15 protein-coding genes are annotated in these 25,729 nt (G+C 73.3%); 11 read left to right on the top strand and 4 right to left on the bottom strand.

The annotated features are described in order from the left end of the window. Positions 1-396 precede the first annotated feature (396 nt). From JL475_RS11970 to JL475_RS11955, 4 genes are all read left to right on the top strand, one after another. On the top strand, positions 397-4,008 hold the full coding sequence (locus JL475_RS11970) for an FHA domain-containing protein (RefSeq protein ID WP_202277556.1): 3,612 nt from the start codon (positions 397-399) through the stop codon (positions 4,006-4,008). 228 nt (positions 4,009-4,236) lie between these two features. Beyond that, on the top strand, positions 4,237-5,673 hold the full coding sequence (locus JL475_RS11965; RefSeq protein WP_202277546.1) for an ABC transporter substrate-binding protein: 1,437 nt from the start codon (positions 4,237-4,239) through the stop codon (positions 5,671-5,673). 7 nt (positions 5,674-5,680) lie between these two features. Beyond that, entirely contained in the window at positions 5,681-7,027 is a 1,347-nt protein-coding gene (locus JL475_RS11960) for a carbohydrate ABC transporter permease (RefSeq protein WP_202277539.1), read from the top strand. Then, a complete protein-coding gene (locus JL475_RS11955) occupies positions 7,024-7,929 on the top strand; it encodes a carbohydrate ABC transporter permease (RefSeq protein WP_202277538.1) in 906 nt (301 codons plus the stop codon). The genes JL475_RS11960 and JL475_RS11955 overlap by 4 nt, the downstream gene beginning before the upstream one ends. A 244-nt stretch (positions 7,930-8,173) precedes the next feature. On the opposite strand, the gene JL475_RS11950 is transcribed toward JL475_RS11955, so the two are convergent. Continuing rightward, entirely contained in the window at positions 8,174-8,587 is a 414-nt protein-coding gene (locus tag JL475_RS11950) for an organic hydroperoxide resistance protein (RefSeq protein WP_202277537.1), read from the bottom strand. A gap of 139 nt (positions 8,588-8,726) precedes the next feature. Between JL475_RS11950 and JL475_RS11945 the strand changes: the two genes are divergently transcribed. From JL475_RS11945 to galE, 3 genes are all read left to right on the top strand, one after another. After that, positions 8,727-9,254, top strand: coding sequence for a MarR family winged helix-turn-helix transcriptional regulator (locus tag JL475_RS11945; RefSeq protein ID WP_237406892.1), 528 nt, complete (start codon positions 8,727-8,729; stop codon positions 9,252-9,254). A 98-nt stretch (positions 9,255-9,352) separates the two neighbouring features. Then, positions 9,353-10,981, top strand: a complete 1,629-nt coding sequence (locus tag JL475_RS11940; RefSeq protein ID WP_202277535.1) for a glycosyltransferase family 2 protein — start codon at positions 9,353-9,355, stop codon at positions 10,979-10,981. A gap of 63 nt (positions 10,982-11,044) precedes the next feature. Then, positions 11,045-12,025: a UDP-glucose 4-epimerase GalE gene (galE, locus tag JL475_RS11935; protein ID WP_202277534.1), complete on the top strand. Its 981-nt coding sequence runs from the start codon at positions 11,045-11,047 to the stop codon at positions 12,023-12,025. Positions 12,026-12,035: 10 nt separating this feature from the next. On the opposite strand, the gene JL475_RS11930 is transcribed toward galE, so the two are convergent. Further along, entirely contained in the window at positions 12,036-12,674 is a 639-nt protein-coding gene (locus tag JL475_RS11930; protein ID WP_202277533.1) for a TetR/AcrR family transcriptional regulator, read from the bottom strand. A gap of 250 nt (positions 12,675-12,924) precedes the next feature. On the opposite strand from JL475_RS11930, the gene JL475_RS11925 reads away from it, so the two are divergent. From JL475_RS11925 to JL475_RS11910, 4 genes are all read left to right on the top strand, one after another. Then, the gene (locus JL475_RS11925) at positions 12,925-13,854 is read left to right on the top strand and encodes an ABC transporter permease (protein ID WP_202277532.1); all 930 of its coding nucleotides are present in this window, start codon (positions 12,925-12,927) and stop codon (positions 13,852-13,854) included. Further along, positions 13,847-14,764, top strand: a complete 918-nt coding sequence (locus JL475_RS11920) for an ABC transporter ATP-binding protein (RefSeq protein ID WP_307825027.1) — start codon at positions 13,847-13,849, stop codon at positions 14,762-14,764. The genes JL475_RS11925 and JL475_RS11920 overlap by 8 nt, the downstream gene beginning before the upstream one ends. Before the next feature lie 99 nt (positions 14,765-14,863). Next, positions 14,864-17,161, top strand: coding sequence for a CDP-glycerol glycerophosphotransferase family protein (locus JL475_RS11915; protein ID WP_202277531.1), 2,298 nt, complete (start codon positions 14,864-14,866; stop codon positions 17,159-17,161). Continuing rightward, positions 17,161-18,852 carry a glycosyltransferase family 2 protein gene (locus JL475_RS11910; protein WP_202277530.1) on the top strand — a complete coding sequence of 564 codons (1,692 nt, stop codon included), beginning with the start codon at positions 17,161-17,163 and terminating at the stop codon, positions 18,850-18,852. Before JL475_RS11915 ends, JL475_RS11910 begins: the two co-directional genes overlap by 1 nt. Before the next feature lie 9 nt (positions 18,853-18,861). Here JL475_RS11910 and JL475_RS11905 read toward each other — a convergent pair whose 3' ends face one another. Together JL475_RS11905 and JL475_RS11900 are read right to left on the bottom strand one after the other, a co-directional pair. Next, positions 18,862-20,352 (bottom strand): hypothetical protein, encoded by a 1,491-nt coding sequence (locus tag JL475_RS11905; protein WP_202277649.1) that lies wholly within the window; start codon positions 20,350-20,352, stop codon positions 18,862-18,864. Positions 20,353-20,588: 236 nt separating this feature from the next. Further along, positions 20,589-25,517, bottom strand: coding sequence for an NAD-glutamate dehydrogenase (locus tag JL475_RS11900; RefSeq protein ID WP_202277529.1), 4,929 nt, complete (start codon positions 25,515-25,517; stop codon positions 20,589-20,591). Between the last annotated feature and the right edge of the window lie 212 nt (positions 25,518-25,729).

Here is a 25,729-nt window from a genome sequence, read left to right as displayed (position 1 = left end):
CCCGTCCTTTTCGTGTCGGGTCCGTGCCGGCTTTCCGCCCTGTGTCGGGTTCCAGCAGGGGCCGTGTGAGGTTCTACGTGCGGGTTCCCGTCCGCGTTCGACGAAAGACGCTCGACTCGGTCCGTTTGGTTGCCGGACACCGGACGTGACCGATCTCAAGTGACGCCGAAACGATCATCCGCGGCGTATTGGTCAGGCACTTTTGAGGGCAGAGCCGACCAATCAAGATCATTTGATGCCGGGGGGCGGGCATGTTGCCGGTGTCAGGTGCGAGGATGCCTGCAGTACTGGCCGTACGTGCGCGTGTGGTGGTGGGGGAAGTCCGCGGTGGGGGACCGCGGGGCCGCTTCGTCCCCTGTGCCGCGGGCGCCCGCGCAGAAGGGACCGCTCCCGGCGATGCAGATCCGGCTGACCGTCGTAGACCCGCTGGGCCCGCCCTCCCCCGAGCGGGGCCACGTGGTCGTCACCGCCCCCGCCGGCACGGCCCTGGCGGCGGTGGCCGCCGCGCTGGTCTCCGCGGTGTCCGGCGGCGACGGGGGCTCCGGCTCCTCCTCCTCGGGCTCGGGCGCCCCGGTGCTGTACGCCGGTGACCAGCGGCTGGACGCCCAGCGCTGCACCCTCGGCGAGCCTCCGCTGACCGACGGCGCGGTGCTGGCCGTGGGCGCCCCGGGCGCACCCGAGCCGCATCCCGAGCTGGACGACACCCCGACCAGGCTCCATGTCGTCGCCGGGCCCGACGCGGGCGGCGTCCATCTGCTGCACGGCGGTGAGATCCGCATCGGCCGCTCGGCCGACGCCGATGTGCCGCTCGACGACCCGGACGTCTCCCGGCTGCACTGCGCGGTGACGGTCGGCCCGGACGGCAGGGTCTCGGTCGCCGACCTCGGTTCCACGAACGGCACGACCCTGGACGGCCGGCGGGTGGGCCCGCGCCCGGTCGCACTGGCACCGGGCGCGCTGCTGCGGATCGGCGAGTCGGCCCTGCGCCTCACCCCGGCCGCCGGGCCGGGGGCACGCGCGCGGACGACCCCGGACGGGGAGGGGCACGTACGCGTGCCGGGTCCCCGCGCGGGCGGCGACCGGGCCGGCGGTGGTGGCAGCGGGGAGCCGGCCGGGGCAGGGGCGTCGGCCGGGACGACCTCGGGGACGGGGACGCTGGGGTCGGGGTATGCGCGGGTACCGGCCGCGCAGCCGGTGCAGCCGGGCCGTTTGACCCACCACGGCCACGGTTCCGCACCCTGGGCCACCGCCTCCGGCGGGTACGGGGCGGACACGCCGCTGGTCCCCGGCCAGGGCGGCGCACCGGGGATCGAGAACCACGGGACGGACACCTCCGGTCCCGGCGGGCGCACGGTGCACGTCGTTCCCCGGGGCGAGCTGCCGCGGGTCCCCCGGGGGCGCCGGGTGTCGCAGCCGAGGTCCGCCGACGGCGACCCGGACACCGGGCGCCCGGACGACCCGTACGGCGGGACGCCCCCAGAGCCCCCGGCACCCCCGGCGCCCCCCACCGGGCTCACCCACTCGGGCACCGGCGGCCCCGGAACCCCTCCCCCCACCAGCCGCAAGGGCACCCCGCTGCGCGGCACCGACCTGGACGGCGCCGGGCTCACGCAGCAGCCTTCCGGCGCCCGCAGGCGCGGCGGGCTCTCCGCGTGGGCGCGGCGCCTGGCCGGGGGACGCCAGGGACCGGAGAGCGCCGGGGCGGACGGGTCCGGCGGGGAGGCGGCCGGCGCCGTCCCGCCCGAACGGGCCGTGGCCGCGCCGGGGCCGCCCGAGACCTGGCCCGACCCCGCCGCCCTGCTGCTGACCGCGCTGGGCCCCGGCCCCCGGCTGTGGGAGCGCGGGCCCGGCCATCCGGAGACCCTCGCGATACGCCTCGGCACGGCCGACCGGGCGGTGCCGGGCGGCTCGGGCCTGCTGCCCGCCGTACCGATGACCTCGGGACTGCGCGAGGTGGGCTCGCTGGGCCTGGCCGGCCCGCGCGAGCGGCTCACTGGGCTGGCCCGCGTGGTGCTGGCCCAACTCGCCGCGCTGCACTCCCCCGACGCGCTGGAGATCGTCCTGATCACCGCGGACCGCTCCCGCCCCCTGGAGGAGCGGACCGCCGAATGGGCCTGGCTGGGCTGGCTGCCGCACGTACGCCCGGGGCACGGCCAGGACTGCCGGCTGCTCCTCGCCCACGACCGCGAACAGGCCGCGGCCCGCACCGAGGAACTGCTGCGCCGCCTGGCGGACCACGACCACGCGGCACCGGCCCCGCCCACCCGACCGGCCCCCGCCGCCCCGTTCATCCCGGAGCAGCCCCGGCCCGCCGACGCCGACCGGAGCGAGCACCGGCGTCCCTCCTGGGCCGTGGGCGACGGCGCCGGCCCGGCGGACGGCTTCGCGGGGCCGTACACCGTGGTCGTCGTGGACGGTGACCCCGGTGCCCCGGAGGTGCGCGACGCGCTGGTGCGGCTGGCCGTGGAGGGGCCGCGGGCCGGGATCCACCTGGTGTGTCTCGCCGAGACGTCCGCCGCCTCCGCCGCGTCCCCGGTCGCGCAGACGTACGAGGCGGCCTGCGCGGTGACCCCGGCGTTCCGGGAGTGCGGTGCCGTCGCCCTGCTCAGCGGGGACGTGGCGACCACCCTGCGGCTGCTGCGGGTGGCCGGCACCGGTACGGGGGCGACGCGGGGGCCGGTCGGTCACGGCACGGTCGCCACGGTCGACGCGGTCTCCCCGGCGTGGGCCGAACGCTTCGCGCGGGCGCTGGCGCCGCTGCGCCCGGAGGGTGTCCCCGGCACGGTGCACACGCGCGTGTCGGCGCCGCTGCCCCAGTCGGCGCGGCTGCTGGACGAGTTGGGGCTGGCCCGCGCCACCCCGGCCTCGCTGATGGCCCGCTGGGCGGACGCTGCCGACGACAAGGAGAGCGTCGGCGGCCGGGTGTCCGCGGTGCTGGGCGCCGGCCCGCGCGGCCCGGTCCCCGCCGACCTCGCGGCCGAAGGGCCGCATCTGCTGGTGGAGGGGCCGACCGGCAGCGGCCGTACCGAACTGCTCCGGGCCGTCGTCGCCTCCCTGGCCGCGGCCGAACGGCCGGACCGGCTGGGCATCGTCCTGGTGGACGGCCGGTGCGCCGCCGCGTCGGGCGGCGCACCGGGCGACGGACTGCGGATGTGTACGGACGTGCCGCACGTCACCACGCATCTCAGCGCCAACGATCCGGTGCGGATGCGGGAGTTCGCCCAGTCGCTGAGCGCCGAGCTGAAGCGGCGTGCCGAACTGCTCGGCCGGTCGGACTTCGTGGAGTGGCACACCGGGCGTGAGCTGTCGGACCGTATGGTCGCCCAGCGCACGACCGCGCCCCGCGGCCAGGCGGCCGCCGGCGGTGAGCACTCCGGGGACCTGGACGCCCCGCCCAGTTCGACGCTGCGGCTGCGGCCCGGGGCCGCGCGGCGCAGGACGGAGGCCCCGCCGCCGTTGCCCCGGCTGGTGGTGGTCGTGGACGACCTGGACGCGCTGGTCTCCCCCGCGCTCGGCTCGCCGGGGCGGCCCGCCGCCGGGTCGGTGCTGCGGGCGCTGGAGGCGGTCGCGCGGGAGGGCGAGCGGCTGGGCGTGCACCTGGTGGCCGCCACCGGCCCCTGCGCCCGTACGGCGGAGACCGAGCCGGTGAGGCGGGCGACCCTGCGCGTGGCGCTCGACCCGCCCGCGCCGGGCGGCCGTGGGGACACCTCCCCGTTCGAGCAGGGCCGGGACAGCGGGGGAGAACCGGCGCCGGGCCGCGGGCAGTTGGTCCACCCGGACGGCACGGCGACCGCGTTCCAGGGCGGACGGGTGACCGGCCGCATCCCGCGCACGGCGACGCTGCGGCCCACGGTCGTGCCGCTGGAGTGGCACCGCATGGGCGATCCGCCGGCCCGCCGCCCGGTCCGGGAACTCGGCAACGGCCCGACCGACCTCGCGCTGCTCGCCAGCGCGCTGGAACGCGCGGCCCGCCAGGTCTCGGCCACCGAGGTGCCGTCCCTGCTCTGACCTGACCCCGAGCCGGCTGACCCCGCGTCAGCCACCGCGCGGCACGGACACGCCCGGCCCCGCCCCGGCATGCCCCGATCCGGCGCTCCACGGCCCCGGAGAGTCACGACGCGGTCACGATCCCGGACTTGACACAGGACGCGGTCTTGCCGCCCCGTCCTCCCGGGCGTACACAGAGCCCACGGGACAGCGCTCGACGTTCGACGAGATACGAAGAACGGGGCAGTGATGCGCAGGACGAGCAGAATCATCCGGACACGCAGGTCGCCCGGCACGCTTACGGAAACGGCGACTCCCCGCACCCGCAGGGCGGCGAGAACCTCGGCCGCCGTCGTCGCGGGTGTCCTCGCGGTCTCGCTCACCGCGTGCGGAGGGGGCGACGGCGGCAGCACCTCCGACGGTGCGGACGGCGCGGGCGGTCCCGCCGACGAGACCGCCGCCACCGTCACGCTTCCCCGGTTGGACGGTGAGAGCCTCGAGGTCGCCGCCGTGTGGACCGGCACCGAACAGGCCAACTTCAAGAAGGTCCTGGCGGAGTTCGAGAAGCGCACCGGCGCGAAGGTGACCTTCGTCCCCGCCCAGGACCCCATCGTCAACTTCCTCGGTTCGAAGATCGCGGGCGGCGCCCCGCCGGACGTGGCGCTGCTGCCGCAGCCGGGCGCCGTCAAGCAGGCCGTGGAGAAGAACTGGGCCAAGCCGCTGGGCGCCGAGGCGCGGGCGGAGCTCGCCAAGAACTACTCGCAGGGCTGGCAGGACATCGGCACGGTCGACGGCAAGCAGTACGGCGTCTACTACAAGGCCGCCAACAAGTCGCTGATCTGGTACAACGCCCAGGTCTTCGAGAACGCGGGCGCGAGCGAGCCGAAGACGTGGGACGAACTGCTCACCGCGGCGCAGACGGTCTACGACTCCGGCGTCACCCCGTTCTCGGTCGGCGGCGCCGACGGCTGGACGCTGACCGACTGGTTCGAGAACGTCTATCTCTCCCAGGCGGGCCCGGAGAAGTACGACCGGCTCGCTGCGCACGAGATCAAGTGGACGGACCCCTCCGTGGAGGAGGCGCTGACCACGCTGGCGGAGATCTGGGGCAAGCCGGACTACGTGGCGGGCGGCCCGGGCGGCGCGCTGCAGACCGAGTTCCCGGCCTCCGTGACGCAGACGTTCACCGGTGGTGACCAGCCCAAGGCGGGCATGGTCTACGAGGGCGACTTCGTGCAGGTCAACATCGGTGAGACCAAGGCGAAGGTCGGCACGGACGCGAAGGTGTTCCCGTTCCCGGCGGTCGGTGACAGCCCGCCCGTGGTGTCCGGCGGCGACGCGGCCGTGATCCTGAAGGACTCCAAGGCGTCGCAGGCCCTGGCGACCTTCCTCGCCTCCCCGGACGCGGCCGGTGTCCAGGCGAAGCTGGGCGGCTACCTCTCGCCGAACAAGAACGTGCCGAACTCGGCGTATCCGAACGCGGTGCAGCAGAAGATGGCCAAGGCGCTCATCGACGCCGGTGACGACTTCCGCTTCGACATGTCCGACCAGGCTCCGCAGGCGTTCGGCGGCACCCCCGGCAAGGGCGAGTGGAAGGCGCTGCAGGACTTCCTGAAGAACCCGAAGGACATCGCGGGGACGCAGGCGAAGCTGGAGGCCGACGCGGCCGCGGCGTACGGGGACTGATCCGGCGATGGCGTCGGACACGGCGGCGGGGGTCCCCGAGGCCCCTGCCGCCCCCAAGTCGCGCAGGAGCGTCACCGGCACCCGCAGGACCGTCGCGGCGCTGTTCCTGCTGCCCGCGCTGCTGCTGCTCGGTGCGCTCGTGGTCTACCCGATCGGGTACTCCGTCATCCGCAGCTTCTACGACCAGTCCGGTGGCGGCTTCGCCGGATTCGACAACTACCGGGCCCTGTTCACCGACGACGGCATCCGCACCGCCCTGAAGAACAACGTCATCTGGGTGGTGTTCGCGCCGACGGTCGCGACCGCGCTCGGTCTGGTCTTCGCGGTGCTGACCGAACGGATCCGCTGGGGCACGGCGTTCAAGCTGGTCGTCTTCATGCCGATGGCGATCTCGATGCTGGCGGCGGGCATCATCTTCCGCCTGGTGTACGACCAGGACCCGGACAAGGGCGTCGCGAACGCGGTGTGGGTGGGGGTGCACGACACCTTCGCCGAGTCGTCGGCGTACCCGAAGGCGCACCCGGGCCGCGAGTCGCCGCTGGAGGCGGCCGACGGTGGCGCCTTCGTCACCAAGGGGACGGTGCGCGTCGGGGACACCGTCACGCTGCCGCTGGTCGGTGTCGCCCCGGACCTGATCCCGGACGACGCCGAGCGGGCGGCCGCGCCGAAGCCGGAGCCGGACCGGATCACCGGCACGACCTGGCAGGACTTCACCCGCGGCAAGGGCGTCGGCACGCTGAACGGCGTCGACGCCGACGAGTCGGGCTATCCCGGCATGAGGATCGAGGCGGTCAGGGACGGCACGGTGGTGGAGACCACCACGGCGGCGGCCGACGGCACGTTCTCCCTGTCGTCCGAGGCGGACGGGGCACGACTCCGGCTTCCGGCGAGCAACTTCAAGGAGCCGTACAACGGCCTGGACTGGCTGGGCCCGTCGTTGGTCACGCCCGCCGTCATCGGCTCGTACATCTGGATGTGGGCGGGCTTCGCGATGGTGCTGATCGCGGCCGGACTCGCGGGCATACCCCGGGAGTTGCTGGAGGCCGCGCGGGTCGACGGCGCGGGCGAGTGGCAGGTGTTCAGACGGGTCACGGTGCCCCTGCTGGCGCCGGTGCTCGCGGTGGTCACCGTCACCCTGATGATCAATGTGCTGAAGGTGTTCGACCTGGTCTTCATCATCGCCCCCGGCTCCTCCCAGGACGACGCCGACGTCCTCGCGCTGGAGCTGTACCGCAAGGGCTTCTCCGAGGACCAGCCGGGCATCGCCAGCGCGATCGCGGTGTTCCTGCTGCTCCTGGTGATCCCGGTGATGTGGTTCAACGTGCGGCGGCTGAGGCGGGAGGCCAGGCGATGAGCTCACGTCCGCTCAAGGCACGGCCACCGGTCAAGTCGCTTTCACCGGGCTCCCGTTCGCTCGCCTCCCGGCTCGCCGACCGGGTCGGCGGGGGGCTGGTCCAGGCGTTCCTGATCGTCGTCGGGATGTTCTGGCTGGTCCCGACGATCGGGCTGCTGCTGGCCAGTCTGCGCACCCCCGAGGACATGGCCGCCGACGGCTGGTGGACGGTGTTCACCGAGCCCTCGCAGCTCACCTTCGGCGCCTACGGGACCCTGTTGGAGAACGGCGACATCACCGGCTCCCTGCTGAACACGGCGTACATCACCGTCCCGGCGACGGTCCTGGTGGTGGTGATCGGTTCGCTCGCCGGGTACGCCTTCGCGTGGATGGAGTTCCCGGGCCGGGACTGGTGGTTCCTCGGTGTGGTGGGGCTGCTGGTGGTGCCGGTGCAGGTGGCGCTGATCCCGATCGCCGAACTCTTCGGCAGCCTCGGCATCTTCGGCTCGCTGGCCGGGGTGGTGCTGTTCCACGTCGGTTTCGGTCTGCCGTTCGCGGTGTTCCTGCTGCGGAACTTCTTCGCCGAGATCCCGAAGGAACTGCTGGAGGCGGCCCGGCTGGACGGCGCGGGTGAACTGCGCCTGTTCGCCCGGGTGGTGATGCCGCTGGCCGGGCCGGCCATCGCCTCGCTGGGCATCTTCCAGTTCCTGTGGGTGTGGAACGACATGCTGGTCGCGCTGATCTTCACGGACTCCGGGAGCCAGCCGATCACGGTCGCCCTGCAGACGCAGGTACGGCAGTTCGGCAACAACATCGACGTGCTGGCGCCGGGCGCGTTCATCTCGATGGTGATCCCGCTGGCCGTGTTCTTCGCCTTCCAGCGGCAGTTCGTCTCCGGTGTGATGGCGGGCGCCGTGAAGTGAGCCGCACGGCGGCAGAGTCGGAGGACGGACCCGGGGCTCCGCACAAAGGGCCCCGGGTCCGCTCCGTCGGGTGGGGGATGCCCTCGGACGCCGTACACGGCGTGACCCGGGCGGCCCGGCCGCCCACCTGGCGGCCCTCCGGACGGCCTTCGGGGCGACCCGGCCGGTGAGCCGGGTCGGCTGCTCGATCGCTCGATCACCCGGTTGTTCGGTTACTCGGCTGTTCGGTCACTCGGTCACTCGGTCACTCGATGACAAGGTCGACCGGGACGTTGCCGCGGGTGGCGTTGGAGTAGGGGCAGACCTGGTGGGCCTGCTCGACCAGCTTGCGGCCGGTCTCCTCGTCCACCGTGTCGGGCAGTTCGACGCGCAGCGTCACGGCGAGCGCGAAGCCCTCGCCCTGCTTGCCTATGCCGACCTCGGCGGTCACCGCGGCCTCGCTGACGTCGACCTTCGCCGCCCGGCCGACCAGGCCGAGGGCGCTGCCGAAGCAGGCCGCGTAACCGGCGGCGAACAGCTGCTCCGGGTTGGTGCCCTCGCCGCTGCCGCCCAGCTCCACGGGGGCGCCGAGACCGAGGTCCAGCTTGCCGTCGGAGGTGACGGCGCGGCCCTCGCGGCCGTGGGTGGCGGTGGCGACAGCGGTGTAGAGCGCGTCCATGGGGAACCTTCCCTCTCGAGTCGTGGCCGGGCGGCCGGAGCCCTCCGCCTTCGAGGGCTCCGGCCGCCGCACGACCATAAGTAGAGCACACGATTCAATTGCGCACAATCAAATGGCTCGAAAGGGCTACCCTGGAGCCATGACACCGACCCCGAACCTTCCGCCGGCCGCGCCCTCGGCGCCGGCCACGGACCCGGCCGGTGCCCCGCCGCCCGGTTCCGCCGACGACTGGCTCCGCCTCGACCGGCAGATCTGCCTCTCCCTGCACGCCACCTCGCGCGCCTTCAACGGCGTGTACCGCGTGGTCCTCAAGGACCTCGGCCTCACCTACCCCCAGTACCTGGTGATGCTGGCCCTCTGGGAACACGGCACCCTGCCCGTCAAGAAGCTCGGCGAACACCTGCGGCTCGACTCCGGCACCCTGTCCCCGCTGCTCAAACGGCTGGAGACGGCCGGCCTGGTGCACAGGGAGCGCAGCGTGCTCGACGAGCGCTCGGTGGAGGTGCGGCCCACCGAGGAGGGCGCCGCGCTGCGCGAGCGGGCCGTGGACGTCCCGCGCCGGATCGTCGCCGCGACCGGCTTCGGGATCGACGAGATCCAGTCGCTGCGGGCCCGCCTCGACCGGCTCACCGCCGCACTGGACACGGCGGCGGCGAACGGCGCCTGACGGCCACCGCGGCATCATCGCAACGGACGCGGGGGTACAAAGCACCTTTTAACGGGCAAAAGGTCAGTGACCAGTCACTCGAGCCCCAGGGGACGCCTATGCACCCCCATCGCCCCCAGACCGCCGCCGACGGCGGCACCGGTGTCACCGTCGTGGTGATAGGCCACGACGACGCCGCCCATGTGACCGACGCCGTGCGCTCGGCGCTCGAGCAGGGGCCGGCCGTGCGCGAGGTCGTGGCCGTCGACGACTGCTCCACGGACGGCAGCGCGGGCCTGCTCGCCCGGCTGGCCGGCACCGAACCCCGCCTCCGGCTGATCCGGCACCGCGCCAACAGCGGCGGCTGCGGCTCCCCGCGCAACACCGGGCTCGACGCGGCGACCTCGCCGTACGTGATGTTCCTGGACAGCGACGACGTCCTCCCGCCCGGTGCCGTGGACGCGCTCCTCGACGCGGCGGGCGCGGCGGACGCGGACGTCGCCGGCGGGCTGTGCGTGCGCCGCGAACTGCCGTCGGGGCGCGAGGTGCCGTGGCAGCCCGGCCTGTACGCGGCGCCCCGGGTGCTCCCGCACCCCGCCCGGCGCCCCCGCCTGGTGCACGACACCCTCTGCGTCAACAAGCTCTACGCGACGGCGTTCCTGCGCGCGCACGGCATCCGCTTCCCCGAGGGACACTTCCCCTACGAGGACTTCGTCTTCACCGCGCACCTGTGGGCCGCCGCCCCGCGCGTCGCCCTGGTCCCGGACCGGGTCTACGTCTGGCAGGTGCGCCGGTCCGCCCGGCGGCTGTCGATCTCGCTGGACCGCGCGGGCCTCGACAACTGGCGGGACCGCACGCGCGCGTGCCGCACGGCGTACGAGATCCTGCTGGCCGCCGGGCAGAAGGAGCTGGCGCGGGCGGCGCGGGCCAAGTTCCTCGACCACGAGCTGCGCATGTACGTGCGGGAGCTGCGGCTGCACGACGCGGACCACCGGCGCGCGTGGTGGGCGCACACGCGCGCGTTCCTCGCCGAGTACGACGCGGCCGACTGGGCCCGCGACCCGGTCGCGCCCGGCCGGCTGATCGGGCGGGTCCTGCTGGCCTCCCCCGAGCCGCGCGACCTGCCCCGCCTCCAGGAACTGGCGGGCCGCCCGGCGCGGCTGTGCCCGCCGTACCCCCGCACGGCGGACGGCACGCCCTGCTGGTCCGCCGACCTGCCCGGGGTCACCCTGGAGCCCCTGCCGGCCCGTCCCGTGACCCGGCTGCCGCTCGCCGTCGACGCGGAGCTGCGCCCCCGCGCCCGTACCGCCCGCCTGCACCTGCGCCTTCACCTGCACGAGCTGTACGGCCTGCTGGAGCGGGCGCACCCCTCGGAGCTGGAGATCGAGTGGCGGCACCGGGACGGCGGCGGCAGGAGGGCGTGCACGGTACCGCTGCGGGCGGCGGCCGGGGGCGGCTGGTCCGCGGAGACGACCGTACGGCCGGCCCGGCTGGCCGCGCTCGGCGCGGGCGCCTGGGACCTGCGCCTGCGGGTGCGCTTCGGCGACGGCTCGAGCCGCGAGGTCACCGCGCACGCGTGTGCGGGCCCCGGTCTGCTGCGCCGCCGCGCGGTGCCGAGCGTCCGGCACGGCGTGGTGCTGGTCCGGCCGTACGCCACCCACTCGGGCGCGCTGGCGCTGCGGGTCGCGCTCGGCGTACGCGGTGCCGCCTCGGTCGTACGCGGGAGACTCCGGCGCCTGCTTCACTAAGATCCGGGGAAGCGGCGGGAACCGACCACCCACCGCGGGCCAACGACGAGGGGACGTCCGCACATGACCTGGTTGATCACCGGCGGCGCCGGCTACATCGGGGCGCACGTCGTACGGGCGATGACCGAGGCGGGCGAACGGGCGGTGGTGTACGACGACCTGTCCACCGGCATCCCCGACCGGGTGCCGGACGGAGTGCCGCTGGTGGTCGGCTCGACCCTGGACGGCGAGCGGGTGGCCCGCGCCCTCGCCGACCACGAGGCCACCGGCGTCGTCCACCTGGCGGCGAAGAAGCAGGTCGCCGAGTCGCTGGAACTGCCCCTGCACTACTACCGGGAGAACGTCGAGGGCCTGCGCGTCCTGCTGGAGGCGGTGACGGCGGCCGGTGCCGTGTCGTCCTTCGTCTTCTCGTCCTCGGCGGCGGTGTACGGCATGCCGGAGACCGCCGCCGACCTGGTGACCGAGGACGCCCCCTGCGCGCCGATGTCCCCGTACGGGGAGACGAAGCTGGCCGGCGAGTGGCTGGTCCGCGCGGCGGGCCGGGCCGCCGGTCTGTCCACGGCCTGCCTGCGCTACTTCAACGTGGCGGGCGCCGCGAGCCCGGAGCTCGCCGACACGGGCGTCTACAACCTCGTCCCCATGGTCTTCGAGAAACTCACCGAGCAGGCGCCCCCGTGCATCTTCGGCGACGACTACCCGACCCCGGACGGCACCTGTGTCCGCGACTACATCCACGTGGTCGACCTGGCCGAGGCCCACGTGGCCGCGGCCCGCTCCCTGCGCGCCGCTCCCGGCCGGGACCTCACCCTCAACATCGGCCGCGGTGAGGGCGTCTCCGTCCGGGGCATGATCGACCGCATCAACGCCCTCACCGGCCACGACCTGCCGCCCACGGTCGCCCCCCGCCGTCCCGGCGACCCGGCGAGCGTCGTCGCCTCCGCCGACCGCGCCGCCACCGAAATCGGCTGGAAGGCCCGCCACACCGTCGACGACATGATCACCTCAGCCTGGAAGGGCTGGCTCCGCCTCCACCCGTCGGCGTGACCGCGCCCGCTCACAGCGCCCTGAGGGCCGCCGTCGTGGCTCTGGCCAGGGCGGGCAGGTAGCTCTTCGGGAGTTTCGGGTTGCGGATGACCACCGAGCGCCAGTACAGGGGGCCGGAGATCAGGTCGAGGGCCAGGGCGTGGTCGACGCCGGGGCGCATCTCGCCCCGCTGCTGCGCCGCCGTGACGACACCCCTGGCGACCCCGTCCTGACCCTCCCGCAGCGCCTTCTGGAGCGCCTCGGCGATGTCGGGGTTGCGGGCGGCCTCGGCCTGGAGGTCGGGGAGGATCTGCGAGGCGACGGGGTGGCGCAGGGCGCGTGAGGTGACCTCGTACAGCAGTCGCAGGTCTCCCTCCAGGGAGCCGGTGTCCGGCGCGGGCAGCCCCTGCACGGCGATGGCGGAGACCAGGTCGAGGACCAGGTGCAGTTTGGAGCGCCAGCGGCGGTACACCGCGGTCTTGCCGACGCCCGCGCGGCGCGCGATCCCCTCGATGGACATCCGCGCGTAGCCGACGGCCGCGAGTTCCTCGAAGACGGCCGCCCGGATGGCCTCCGTCACGTCCTCCCGCAGTACGGCGGCCCCGGCGGGGGCCCTGCGGCGCGGACGTGGCTGGGGCTCGTCGGCGTTGGTCGTCATGCGGCCCAGCATAGGGCGTGACGACGATACGGACCCGTTCTGACGCCGACACGTACACCGATCCGGCACAGAGTGGCGCCGCGCCCTGGCTGCCACGACGGAACGGTTGCGTTCCGACGTGCGTTCGCCCTACGCTCACGTTGCGACGATACGGTGCCGTCCCGACGTGAGTGAACGCGCGCAGACCCGCGGGGAACACCGGGCGGAACACGGCACCGCACCGCACCGCCGCCACCCCCACCCCCTAGCGAAAGAAGCGGATGTGAGTCAGGCCCTCCACACACCGCCTTCCCCACCGGCCCGCCCGGTCCCGGTCGAGGACGACCTTCCGGCACTCGCCGCCCGGTACGGACTGACGGTCAGCGGCGCCCGCCCGTCGCTGGCCGAGTACGTCCGCCGGCTGTGGGCGCGCCGGCACTTCATCCTGGCCTTCTCCCGGGCGAAGCTGACCGCGCAGTACAGCCAGGCCAAGCTGGGCCAGCTGTGGCAGGTGGCCACCCCGCTGCTGAACGCGGCGGTGTACTTCTTCGTCTTCGGGCTGCTGCTGGGCGCCCGCCGGGGCATCCCGGGCGACGTCTACGTGCCGTTCCTGGTGACCGGGGTGTTCGTGTTCACCTTCACCCAGAGCTCGGTGCTGGCCGGGGTGCGGGCCATCTCCGGCAACCTGGGGCTGGTGCGGGCGCTGCACTTCCCGCGCGCCGCGCTGCCGGTCTCCTTCGCGCTGCAGCAGCTGCAGCAGCTGCTGTTCTCGCTGGTGGTGCTGGTGGCGGTGGTGCTGGCGTTCGGCAGCCTGCCCGCGCTGTCCTGGCTGCTGGTGGTGCCCGCGCTGGGGCTGCAGTTCGTCTTCAACACCGGGCTGGCGCTGATCTTCGCGCGGCTGGGCAGCCGGACGCCGGACCTGGCCCAGCTGATGCCGTTCGTGCTGCGGACCTGGATGTACGCCTCGGGGGTGATGTTCAGCCTGCCGGTGATGCTGGCGGACAAGGACGTGCCGGGCTGGCTGACCGACGTGCTGCAGTGGAACCCGGCCGCGGTCTACATGGATCTGGTGCGCTTCGCGCTGATCGACGGTTACGGCTCGTCGTATCTGCCGCCGCATGTGTGGGCGGTGGCGGGGGGCTGGGCGCTGCTGGCCGGGGTGATCGGTTTCGTCTACTTCTGGAAGGCCGAGGAGACCTACGGTCGTGGCTGACAACGCTGACAACACTGACAACACTGCTGAGAAGATCCCCACCGTCATCGCCGACGGCGTCGACATCGTCTACCGGGTCAACGGCACCGGCGCCGGACGCGGCTCCGCCACCGCCGCCCTCAACCGCATCGTGCGGCGCCGGAAGACCGAGAAGGCGGCCGGCGTGCGCACGGTGCACGCGGTGCGGAACGTGTCCTTCGTCGCCTACCGGGGCGAGGCCATCGGCCTGATCGGCACCAACGGCTCGGGCAAGTCGACCCTGCTCAAGGCCGTCGCCGGACTGCTCCCGGTGGAGAACGGCCGGATCTACACCGGCGGCCAGCCCTCCCTGCTCGGTGTCAACGCGGCCCTGATGAACGATCTGACGGGCGAACGGAACGTCCATCTCGGCGGGCTCGCCATGGGCATGTCCCGCGAGCAGATCCGGGAGCGCTACCAGGAGATCGTCGACTTCTCCGGCATCAACGAGAAGGGCGACTTCATCACCCTGCCGATGCGCACCTACTCCTCCGGCATGGCCGCCCGGCTGCGCTTCTCCATCGCCGCCGCCAAGGACCACGACGTCCTCCTCATCGACGAGGCGCTGGCCACGGGCGACCGCTCCTTCCAGAAGCGCTCCGAGGCGCGCATCCGGGAGCTGCGCCGGCAGGCCGGCACCGTCTTCCTGGTCAGCCACAGCAACAAGTCGATCCGGGACACCTGCGAGCGCGTGCTGTGGCTGGAGCGCGGTGAACTGCGCATGGACGGGCCGACGGACGAGGTACTCAAGGAGTACGAGGCGTTCACCGGCGGACCGGACAAGGCCCGCAAGCCCAAACCGAAGCCCAAGCCGAAGACCGCGACCGAACCGAAGGCCGCGACCGAGCCCACGACGGTGACCGAGCCGGAGGCCGCCACCGCCCCCTCGTGAAGCGCCGCCCGTCCGTCTCCGGGCGGCCCCTTCGTCGCATTGATGCCACTATGACCGAAGGGAACGCCCGGATCGGTGACGAGACGAAGGAGCCCCGAGATGCCCGAGCTCAGCGTCATCGTCCACGGGCCGAACACCCAGGACCACCTGACCGGCCTCCTCGAATCCCTCTGCTCCCCCGACTCCCTCGCCCTCACCACCCGCACCACCCGCAATGGAGTTCCCTTCCCGGACATCGAGGTCATCGTCGCCGCCGTGGGCGACTGGGCCCGGGAGACCGCCGAGCGGCACACCCCCGACGTCCAGGTGCTGCCCCTGCCCGACGGCACCTCCGACGCGGCGGCCAGGGCGGCGGGGGCGACCCTGGCCACCGGCCGCTGGCTGCACTTCGTCCACGCCAAGGACGGCCTGCCGCCCGGCGGTCCGCGGACCGTCACCGAGCACCTCGCCCGGCTCCCCGACACCGTGGACGTCCTGCTCCTGGACCACGTCCGCAGCACCTGGCGCAGCTCCGGCCTGCCCTCCCCGGACGGCCCCCTGCTCGTCCGCGAGGCCGACGCGGGCCGCGCCGGCCTCGCCCTCGACGACTGTGCGCCCCTGCTGCGCCTCACCCCGCTGCTCGGCACCCGCGTCCTGCGCGCCGCCTTCTGGCGGACCCACCACACCCGGCTCACCGCCATCGGCACCACGGCCGACGCCACGTTCGACGAACCGTACGCCGCCCGCGCCGCCCTCCTGCTCGCCGACCGCGTCGCCTGTCTGCCCCGCGTCGCCCACGAGGACCGGCGGCTGCGTCCCGCCGCTCTCCCGCCGGTCACCCCCGAGCAGCGCTGTGCCCTCGTCGAGCACTACGAAGCCCTCCTCGGCCTCGCCGGTGACCGCCCCGCCGTCCACGGTGTGCTGTACGAGCTCATGGTCGACGACTGTCTGCGCACCTTCGTCCGCGGCGGCATGCCCGATCCGGTCGCCCGGGAGTTCTTCCGCCGCGCCTCGCTGGCCACCGTACGTCACCGTCCCGAGGACCACCGGCGCCCGGCCGGCCTCGAGGGCGTCCGACGCTCGCTGCTCGAGGAGGGCGCCTACACCCGGTACCGCGCCCTCCAGGCCACCAACCGCACCCGCCGCGCCGCCGGTTCCGCGGCGCGCACCGGCAGGCGGCAGCTCGGCGCCCTGCTCGGCGAGCACCACTACCGCAGGGCCCTGCGCCGACCCGTCGACCCGGACCTGGCGGTGTTCACGGCGTACTGGAACCGCGGTGTCGCCTGCAATCCGGCCGCGATCGCCGCCAAGCTCGCCGAACTCGCCCCGTGGATCCACCCGGTGTGGGTGGTGACCGCCCACAACGCCGCCCTGCTCCCGCCCGGCACGGACCACGTGGTGCCCGGCACCCGCCGCTACGGGGAGGTGCTCGCCACCGCGAAGTACCTCGTCAGCAACGTCAACTTCCCGGACGCCGTGGTCAAACGCCCCGACGCCGTCCACCTCCAGACACACCACGGCACCCCGCTCAAGCGCATGGGCGTGGACCAGCTGCCGTTCCCGGCCGCCGCCCGGGGCCTGGACTTCCAGGCCCTGCTGGAGCGCGTCGACAAGTGGGACTACAGCCTTTCCAGCAACAGCCACACGACCCGCATGTGGCAGCGGGCGTACCCGTCCCGCCACGTCTCGCTCGACTACGGCTATCCGCGCAACGACGTCTACTACACGGCCGGCGCCGAGGACGTCCGCGCGATCCGCGAACGCCTCGGCATCGCCCCCGGCCGCCGGGCCGTGCTGTACGCGCCCACGCACCGCGACTACGAGGCGGGCTGGGTCCCGCACCTGGACCTCGCCGCGCTCGCCGACCGCCTCGGCGAGGACACCGTCCTGCTGGTGCGCGGCCACTACTTCCACGACGGGAGCGCCGGAACCGCCGGGGGCGCCTCCCCCCTCACCTCGCTGCGGCGCGGCGGCCGCAGCGCCCGCATCGTTGACGTCTCGTCCTACGACCCGGTCGAGGACCTGTGCCTGGCCGCCGACCTGCTGGTCACCGACTACTCGTCGATCATGTTCGACTACGCCAACCTGGACCGCCCCCTGGTGATCCACGCCGACGACTGGGAGGTCTACCGGGAGACGCGCGGCGTCTACTTCGACCTGACGGCCGAGGCACCGGGTCCGGTGGCCCGCACCCAGGAGGAGCTGACCGGGATCCTCACCACCGACGCCTGGCACGACGCGAGCGCGGCGAAGGCGCGGGCCGTCTTCCGGCGCCGGTTCTGCGAGTACGACGACGGCCGCGCCGCCGAACGCGTCGTGCGCCGGGTCTTCCTCGGCCAGGGCGAGGAGTCGCTGCCGCCGGTGCTGCCCCTGGAGGAGCGCACCCCGGCGCCCGGCCCCGAGGAGGCGGGCTCCTGATGAGGCCACCCCCCGAGGCGAGCGGCCTCCGAGAAACACCCGACGTACCCGACGCACCGGACGTCACCGTGACGGTCATCGTCTACAACGACGCCGAACGCCTCCCCCGCGCGGTCGAGTCGGTCCGCCGGCAGACCCACCGCGACCTCGAGATCGTCATCAGCGACGACCACTCGACGGACGAAACCCCCCAGGTGGCACGGCGGTTGGCGGCCTCGGACCCGCGCATCCGGTATCTGCGCCTGCCGTACAACAGCGGCGGCTGCAGCGCGCCCCGCAACCGCGCCCTGGAGACCGCCCGCGCGCCGTATCTGATGTTCCTCGACAGCGACGACGAACTTCCCGCGAACGCCGTGGCGTTGCTGCTCGCCGCCCATCGCGAACGGGACATCGACTTCGCGATGGGCGCGGTACGGCGCGTCCGCACCGACACCGGCCGCCGTTCCACCTGGATGCCGCACCTGGTGCGCGAGCGCCGCACCCTGGAGGGCATCGAGGCCGATCCGCGGCTGTTCTTCGAGCACCTGTCGACCGGCAAGATGTACTCCCGGGCCTTCCTCGACCGGCACGGCCTGCGTTTCCCCGAGGGCATCCACTACGAGGACCAGTTGTTCTCGGCGCAGGCGTACTGCCTGGCGAGGAGGTTCACGATCGTCCCGGAGCCGGTGTACCTCTGGTACATAGCCCCCTACGCCGCCCAGGAGTCGGCGTCCATCTCCAACCAGCGGCACAAGCCGGCCAACGTCCGCGACCGGGTCCGCGTCCAGCACCTCATCGACGCCTTCCTCACGGAGAGCGGGCACGCGTCGCTGCGCGCGGACAAGGACCACAAGTTCCTCAAGCACGACGTCCGGATGTACACGGGCGACCTGCCCCACCGGGACGACGAGTGGCTCGCGGGCTTCGCGGACCTGCTGAACCCGTACCTGGAGACGCTGTCGCCCAGCGCGTACGCCCGCCTCCCGCGCGCCGAACGGGTCGTCCTCCGGTTGCTCCGTGACCGCCGCCTGTCCGAGGCCCGGCAGGCGGCCCGCGGCCTGGGCCACGACATCGCCCCGAGGCAGCTGACCGTGGGCCCGGACGGCCGCGCCTACTGGGGCGACCGGGTCCCCGCGTCCGCCGCCGCCCGCGCCGAACTGGACCTCTCCGACCTGGAACCGGACACCCGCCCCTTCCCCACCGCCCTGTTCCGCCACGAGATCACGGACATCGCCCGGGGCTCCGGCGCCTCGGTCGAACTGACGGTGCGCACCTACGATCCGGCGCTGCGCCTCCCGCTCGGCCCGCAGCGCGCGACCCTCCTCGTCTCTCCCGGCCGGCGCCGCCTCACCGTGCCCTTCCGCCTCTCCCCCGTCCGCCCCGGTGTCTTCGAGGGCCGTGTCGGCCTCGACCCGGCGGCCGTCCCCCTGCCGGTGGGCGGGTTCGCCGGGGTGCGCCATCCGCTGCTCCACCTCACCCTCCGGGGGCAGGGCAACGCGGGTCTCCTGCTGGCGCCCCTGGCCTTCCCCTCGTTCACCGCCCGTGTCCCGTACCGCTTTGGCACGGCCCCGCACCGCGTCACCGTCGAACCGGAGGGCCACGGCGCGGGCCGCCTGCAGATCCGCTGGGAACCCGTGGGGGTGACGGCCCGGGTGACCCGCCCGGCGGTACGGCGCCTGGCCCGCCCGGTGGCGAACCTGCTGGGGCGGTGAGGTGCCCGGTCAGCGCACCGCGTAGAGCGTCTGGCCCTCCGGCCCCCGGGTCACGGCCCGCAGCCCGGTGTCGTGCAGTGTGCCCGTCGTGTCCACCACCCACCGCACTCCGTACGCCCGCTCGATGCCCCGGCGCACCCGCTCCGGGGTGCGCGGCGCGAAGTACTGCTCCGTGGCCGTCGCCCTGCGCTCCTCGTCCGGCAGGAAGAAGTCTGGGTAACCGGGGGCGACCGTGTAGGGCCCGTACGCGGGAATCCGACGGGCCGGCTCCGTCTCCGCCATGACGACGTCCCCGTACTCCACCCACGGTGTCATCCAGTGGTACCCCGTCCACGGCTCCCGGTACCGGGCCTCGACCGCCCGGGGCAGTGCGTCGTGCGGGACGACGTAGCCCACCGCTCCCGCCTGCGCCCACGCGCCGACGGCCAGCGCACCGGCCAGGACGACGGCCCACCCGGCGCGCAGCGTGCGCCGCGCCGCCCCGAACGTCTCCAGGGCGGCCGCGAGCTGCGCCGGGACCAGCACGGCGGGCAGTGCGCGCCCCCACGCGTAGTGGCCGCTCAGCAGGCCCGCCGCGAAGACCAGCGCGCCCAGCGCGAAGAACAGCGCGAGCGGGTCCCACCGGTCGCGCCGCCACCGCGCGGCCAGCGCGGCCACGCCGAGCAGGACGAGCCCGAACCGGGCCGGCAGGTCCCGGTACAGCTCCCGGTGCACCGACTCCAGCCCGGCGCCGGCGCCCAGCAGCGCGAAGAAGTCGTAGTACGGCCAGGCCCACAGCACGAGGACGCCCAGCAGCAGTCCGGCGCCGAGCCGCGGCCACACCGCCCGCGGCAGTCGCGCGGGCCGGGCCGACAGCACCGTGGCGAGGGCGCCGACCGTGGCCACGACGCCGGCGAACTGGTGGCACAGCAGGATCACCGCCCACAGCGTGCCCAGTCCTGCCCACGTTCCCCACCCGGCCCGGCGGCGCAGCGCGGCCGTCAGCCAGGCCCAGAGGTGGAAGGCGAGGCCGAGGGTGAGGGTGCTCGGGTAGGAGACCGTCAGTGCGAGCGAGTGGAGCCCCGGGAAGCCGCTCCACAGGAACGGGGCCGTGCCCCACAGGAACAGCAGGCTCAGCAGGGCGAGCGCGAAGACGGCCCGCTGCCCCGCCCCGTGCGCGGCCCGGTTCCCGGCCCCGCACACGGTCAGTGCCCGTACGTAGCGCCACACGCCCGTCACCAGCAGCGCGAGTCCGGCCAGGGCGGCGAGCCGCAGCACGACGAAGACCGGCAGCCCCGTCAGCCGGGCGAGGCCGCCGAGCAGCACGGTCCACGGCGAGTAGTACGGGCTCTGCGTGTCCGCGTCGACCAGGGGGTTGCCGGGGTCGGCCAGGTCGTGCCGCAGGCGTTGCAGGGTCGCCGCGTGCATGCCGAGGTCGCCGGCCCACGGGAGCCGGACGATCACCGCGAGCAGCAGGACCAGGGTCAGCCCGGCGGCGACCTGAACGGCGGTCCGGGCGATGCCCACCGGCCGGGGCGCGGCCCGCGGCCCGCCGGTCCTCCCGGGCAGGGCGGACCGGGTACCGGCAGAGCGGCCGGGACGGCCGGAGCGGGCGGGACGGACGGTCACTCTCAGAGCCTTAACATCACATCGGCTCCGGGGCACCCCGAGCACACCACAGGGGTGCCCCGGACCGTCGTGTCCGGGGCACCCCTGGGTGTGTCAGTGCCGTGTCGCCGCCTCGCCGGCGCCGTGGCCTACGCGTGCGGGCGCAGCAGCGTCCGCATCGTCCGCATCGCCACGGACAGGTTGGCCAGGTCGAACGTGTCCGAGCTGCGGATCTCCTCCAGGGTGGTGCGGGCCCGGCCGAGGAGGGCCTCGTTCTTCTCCTCCCACACCTGGAACCGCTGCTGCGGTGACGCCGCGCCGTTGCCCTGCGCCAGCACCTCGGCCGTCACCGCCGCGTGCGCCGCGTACAGGTCCTCGCGGATCGCCGCGCGGGCCATGGACTGCCAGCGGTCCGCGCGGGGCAGCTCGCTGATCCTGTCCATCAGCTGGGTGATGCGCAGCCGGTCGGCGAGGTCGTAGTACACCTCGGCGACGTCCAGCGGTTCCTTGCCCAGGCGGTCGGCCACCGAGACGATGTCGATCGCCGCGAACGCGGAGGAGAAGCCGGCCACGCGGGTGGCGAGTTCACCGGGGACGCCGACGCCCGTCAGCTCGTCGTGGATCTTCTGGAACCACTCCAGGTCCGCGCCGCGCAGCAGCTTGGGCAGCTGCGACCAGACCTGCTCGACGCGCTCGGCGAAGAACGTCACCGTCTCCTCGAGCTCCAGCGGCTGCTGCCGGTTGTTGAGCAGCCAGCGCGTGCCGCGCTCCACCAGCCGCCGCGAGTGCAGCCGGATCCGGGTCTGGACGTCCGCGTCGACCTTGTTGTCGAGTTCCTCGACGGCGTCCCACACCAGGGCGGAACGGAAGATCGCGCGGGCCGCGGTCTGGGCCCGGACGATCTCCTCCAGCGACGCGCCCGTCTCCTCGCGCATCCGGTGCAGGTACGTCGTACCGCCCGTGTTGACCGTGTCGTTGACCAGGACGGTCGTGGTGATCTCGCGGCGCAGCGGGTGGCCGTCGATCCGGTCGAGGAACTGCTCGCGCAGCGGGGTCGGGAAGTACGCGTGCAGCAGGCTCTTGAGGTACGGGTCGTCGGGCAGCGAGGTGCTCAGCAGCTCCTCGGCGACCGTAATCTTCGTGTACGCCAGCAGGACGGCCGTCTCCGGGCCGGTCAGGCCCTGCCCGGCGGCCAGCCGTTCGCGGATCTGGCGGTCGGTGGGCAGGAACTCCAGGGCCCGGTCGAGGTGGCCCTCGCGCACCAGGTGCTTCAGGAAGCGCTGCTGGGCGTGGAGCATGTCCTTGGACTGGGCCAGGGCGTTGGCGATGGCGGTGTTCTGCGCGTAGTTGGTGCGCAGCACCATCCGGCCGACCTCGTCGGTCATCGAGGCGAGCAGCTTGTTGCGCTGCTTGACCGTCATGTCGCCGTCCGCGACCAGGCCGTTGAGCAGGATCTTGATGTTCACCTCGTGGTCGGAGGTGTCCACGCCCGCGCTGTTGTCGATGGCGTCGGTGTTGATCCGGCCGCCGTGCAGCGCGACCTCAATCCGGCCGAGCTGGGTGAAGCCCAGGTTGCCGCCCTCGCCGACGACGGCGACCCGCAGGTCCTTGCCGTCGACGCGGATCGCGTCGTTGGCCTTGTCGCCGACGTCCGCGTTGGACTCGGTGGACGCCTTGACGTACGTACCGATGCCGCCGTTCCACAGCAGGTCCACCGGCGCCTTGAGGATCGCCTTCATCAGGTCGGCCGGGGTCGCCTTGGTGACGCCCTCGTCGAGGCCGAGGACCTCGCGGATCTGGGCGTTGACCGGGATGGACTTGGCGCTGCGCGGGAACACCCCGCCGCCGGCCGACAGCAGCTCGGTGTCGTAGTCCGCCCAGGAGCTGCGCGGCAGCTCGAACAGGCGGCGGCGCTCGGCGTAGCCGACGGCCGCGTCCGGGTTCGGGTCGATGAAGATGTGCCGGTGGTCGAAGGCGGCGACCAGCCGGATGTGTTCGCTGCGCAGCATGCCGTTGCCGAACACGTCACCGGACATGTCACCGATGCCGACGGCCGTGAAGTCCTGGGTCTGGGTGTCCACGCCCAGCTCCCGGAAGTGCCGCTTGACGGACTCCCAGGCGCCGCGGGCGGTGATGCCCATGCCCTTGTGGTCGTATCCGGCGCTGCCACCGGAGGCGAAGGCGTCTCCGAGCCAGAAGTCGTAGGACTCGGCGACCTCGTTGGCGATGTCCGAGAACCGCGCGGTGCCCTTGTCGGCCGCGACGACGAGGTAGTTGTCGTCCCCGTCGTGCCGGACGACGTCCACCGGGGGCACGACCCGGCCGGCCACCATGTTGTCGGTGATGTCCAGCAGCGCCGAGATGAACGTCTTGTAGGAGGCGATGCCCTCGGCCATCCAGGCGTCACGGTCCACGGACGGGTCGGGCAGCTGCTTGGCGACGAAGCCGCCCTTGGCGCCGACCGGCACGATGACGGTGTTCTTCACCATCTGCGCCTTGACCAGGCCGAGGATCTCGGTGCGGAAGTCCTCCCGGCGGTCCGACCAGCGCAGGCCTCCGCGCGCCACCTTGCCGTAGCGCATGTGCACGCCCTCGACCCGCGGCGAGTACACCCAGATCTCGAACGCCGGACGCGGCGCCGGCAGGTCGGGGATGGCCTGCGGGTCGAACTTCATGGAGATGTAGTCGTGCGGGCGGCCGTCACTCGCCCCCTGGAAGAAGTTGGTGCGCAGCGTCGCCTTGATCACGGTGAGGAAGGAGCGCAGGATGCGGTCCTCGTCGAGCGAGGCGACCTGGTCGAGGGCGGCGTCGATCTCCTCCAGCAGGGCGTCCAGCAGCTCGAACCCGGCGCCCTGCCGCTCCGGCGACATCCGCGCCTCGAACAGGGAGACGAGCAGCCGGGTGGTGTGGACGTTGTCGCGGAGGGTGTCCTCCATGTAGTCCTGGCTGAACGTGGAGCCGGCCTGGCGCAGGTACTTGGCGTACGCGCGCAGCACCGTCGCCTGCCGCCAGTCCAGCCCGGCGCTCAGCACGAGGGCGTTGAAGCCGTCGTTCTCCGCCTTGCCGGTCCAGGTCGCGGCGAAGGCGTCCTGGAACCGCTCACGGGCGTCGTCACCGAGGTGGTCGGCGCCGCCGGGTGCCTTGGGCATCCGCAGCCCGAAGTCGTAGATCCAGGCGACGCTGCGGTCGGCGCGGCGCAGCTCGTAGGGCCGCTCGTCGACGACCTCGACGCCGAGCCGCTGGAGCACGGGCAGCACGGCGGACAGGGAGACGGCCTCGCCCTGGCGGTAGATCTTGAAGCGGCGCTCCTCGGGGGCCGCGCCCACCGGCTCGTACAGGCTGAGCTCGAAGTTCTTCTCCTCGTCGAGCTGTTCCAGCCGGACGATGTCGGCGACGGCGCTGCGCGGGGTGTGGTCGTCCTTGTAGCCCTCGGCGAAGGCGCCCGCGTAGCGGCGCAGCAGTTCGGCGGCGCGCTCCTCGCCCAGCTCGGCGGTGAGCGCCTCGCCGAAGCCGTCGGCCCAGGAGCGGGCGGCCTCGACCAGGCGGGCCTCGATGCGCTCCTTGTCGGTGTCGGACAGCTGGAGCAGCTCGGTGCCCTGCGGGACACGGACCACGAAGTGCAGCCGGGAGAGGATCGACTCGGTGTTCCAGGCGGTGAAGTCGACGCTGATGCCGCCGAGCTCCTCCTTGAGGATGTCGATGATCCTCAGGCGCACCCCGGTGGTGTAGCGGTCGCGCGGGAGGTAGACGAGGGCGGAGTAGTAGCGCCCGTACTCGTCCTGGCGCAGGTAGAGCCGCAGGCGGCGGCGCTCCTGGAGGTAGAGCACCGAGGTGGCGATGGCCTGGAGCTCGTCGACCGGGGTCTGGAAGAGCTCGTCGCGCGGGTAGGTCTCCAGGATCTGCAGCAGGTCGCGCCCGTCGTGGCTGTGCGGCGAGAAGCCGGCCAGCTCGAGGACCTCCTCGACCTTGCGGCGGATCACCGGGACCCGGCGGACGGACTCGGTGTAGGCGGCGGAGGAGAACAGTCCGAGGAAGCGGCGCTCACCGACGACGTTGCCGTCGGCGTCGAACTTCTTGACGCCGATGTAGTCCAGGTACGACGGCCGGTGCACGGTGGCCCGGCTGTTGGCCTTGGTCAGCACGAGCAGCTTGTGCTCGCGCGCCTTGGCACGGGCGTCGGCGGGCAGCCGCTCGAAGGACGGGCTGACCGGGTGGCCCTCCGGGGTGGCGTGGTGCGGGTCGGCACGCAGGATGCCCAGACCGGTGCCGGGGAGGGCGCCGAGGGAGTCGTCGTCGCGCAGCTGGTACTCGCGGTAGCCGAGGAAGGTGAAGTGGTCGTCGGCGAGCCAGCGCAGCAGCTCCCGGGCCTCCTCGACCTGCTGCTCCGGCACGTCCCCGGGGACGGGTTCGTCGAGCAGTCCCTCGGCCAGTTCGGTGGCGGCCTGCCGCATCTTGCCCCAGTCCTCGACGGCCTCGCGGACGTCGGACAGGACGCGCAGCAGGTCGGCGGTGATCTGCTTGAGGTCGCCGCGGTCGGTCTCGCGGTCGATCTCGACGTGGATCCAGGACTCGGTGTGGGCGTCGTGCGGGAGGTCGCCGGCGGGCGGGGTGGCGAGCACCTCGATCAGCTGCCCGGTGAGGTCGCGGCGGACCACGATCTGCGGGTGGATGACGACGTGGATGCCCCGGCCCTGCCGGGTCAGCTCGTTGGTGACGGAGTCCACGAGGAAGGGCATGTCGTCGGTGACCACCTCGACGACGGAGTGGCTGCAGGTCCAGCCGTTCTCCTCGACGGTCGGGGTGTGGACCTTGACGTTGGCCGTGCCCTGGGGACGGTTCTCGGCCAGCCGGAAGTGCGCGACGGCGGCTCCGAATACGTCGACCGGGTCGCGGCCGAGGAGGTCCTCCGGGGCGGTGTGCAGGTAGTAGCGCTGGAGGAACGCGAGCACGGTGTCCCGGTCGGGCATGCCCTTGTCCGTCGTCCCGGTCGGCAGTTTCCCGCCGGCCGGGCTGTTCTCAGCTACCCGGGCGGCCTTTTCGAGCAGCTCGGCCTTTGCTTCGTCCAGCTTGGTCTGCATTGTCCTCTGGCTCCTGTCGCGCGCCGTTGCGTGACGTAGAAGGAAGTACTGTCTCCGCGCTTGCGGTGCGGTGGTACGACGCGGGGTGTCCGGTCCGTTCCGACGCTATGCCGCAAGATGAGACGAGCGGGGGCTTCTCTGCCAACTTCGACGCGCCCGCCGGGTGTGACGCTGCTCTCTTCCGCGTCCGCGCCCGGGGAGTGCCGCGCGTC

This window comes from Streptomyces sp. M2CJ-2 (assembly GCF_016757295.1).
Lineage (GTDB): Bacteria > Actinomycetota > Actinomycetes > Streptomycetales > Streptomycetaceae > Streptomyces.
Note: the sequence above shows the minus strand (reverse complement) of the source record. Positions and strands in the feature narration are given on the sequence as shown.

What these genes read in the sequence shown, in the direction of transcription:
- JL475_RS11970 (WP_202277556.1), top strand. Translation starts at nt 397, where the DNA reads ATGCAGATCCGGCTGACCGTCGTAGACCCGCTGGGCCCGCCCTCCCCC.
- JL475_RS11965 (WP_202277546.1), top strand. Translation starts at nt 4,237, where the DNA reads ATGCGCAGGACGAGCAGAATCATCCGGACACGCAGGTCGCCCGGCACG.
- JL475_RS11960 (WP_202277539.1), top strand. Translation starts at nt 5,681, where the DNA reads ATGGCGTCGGACACGGCGGCGGGGGTCCCCGAGGCCCCTGCCGCCCCC.
- JL475_RS11955 (WP_202277538.1), top strand. Translation starts at nt 7,024, where the DNA reads ATGAGCTCACGTCCGCTCAAGGCACGGCCACCGGTCAAGTCGCTTTCA.
- JL475_RS11950 (WP_202277537.1), bottom strand. Translation starts at nt 8,587, where the DNA reads ATGGACGCGCTCTACACCGCTGTCGCCACCGCCACCCACGGCCGCGAG.
- JL475_RS11945 (WP_237406892.1), top strand. Translation starts at nt 8,727, where the DNA reads ATGACACCGACCCCGAACCTTCCGCCGGCCGCGCCCTCGGCGCCGGCC.
- JL475_RS11940 (WP_202277535.1), top strand. Translation starts at nt 9,353, where the DNA reads ATGCACCCCCATCGCCCCCAGACCGCCGCCGACGGCGGCACCGGTGTC.
- galE (WP_202277534.1), top strand. Translation starts at nt 11,045, where the DNA reads ATGACCTGGTTGATCACCGGCGGCGCCGGCTACATCGGGGCGCACGTC.
- JL475_RS11930 (WP_202277533.1), bottom strand. Translation starts at nt 12,674, where the DNA reads ATGCTGGGCCGCATGACGACCAACGCCGACGAGCCCCAGCCACGTCCG.
- JL475_RS11915 (WP_202277531.1), top strand. Translation starts at nt 14,864, where the DNA reads ATGCCCGAGCTCAGCGTCATCGTCCACGGGCCGAACACCCAGGACCAC.
- JL475_RS11910 (WP_202277530.1), top strand. Translation starts at nt 17,161, where the DNA reads ATGAGGCCACCCCCCGAGGCGAGCGGCCTCCGAGAAACACCCGACGTA.
- JL475_RS11900 (WP_202277529.1), bottom strand. Translation starts at nt 25,517, where the DNA reads ATGCAGACCAAGCTGGACGAAGCAAAGGCCGAGCTGCTCGAAAAGGCC.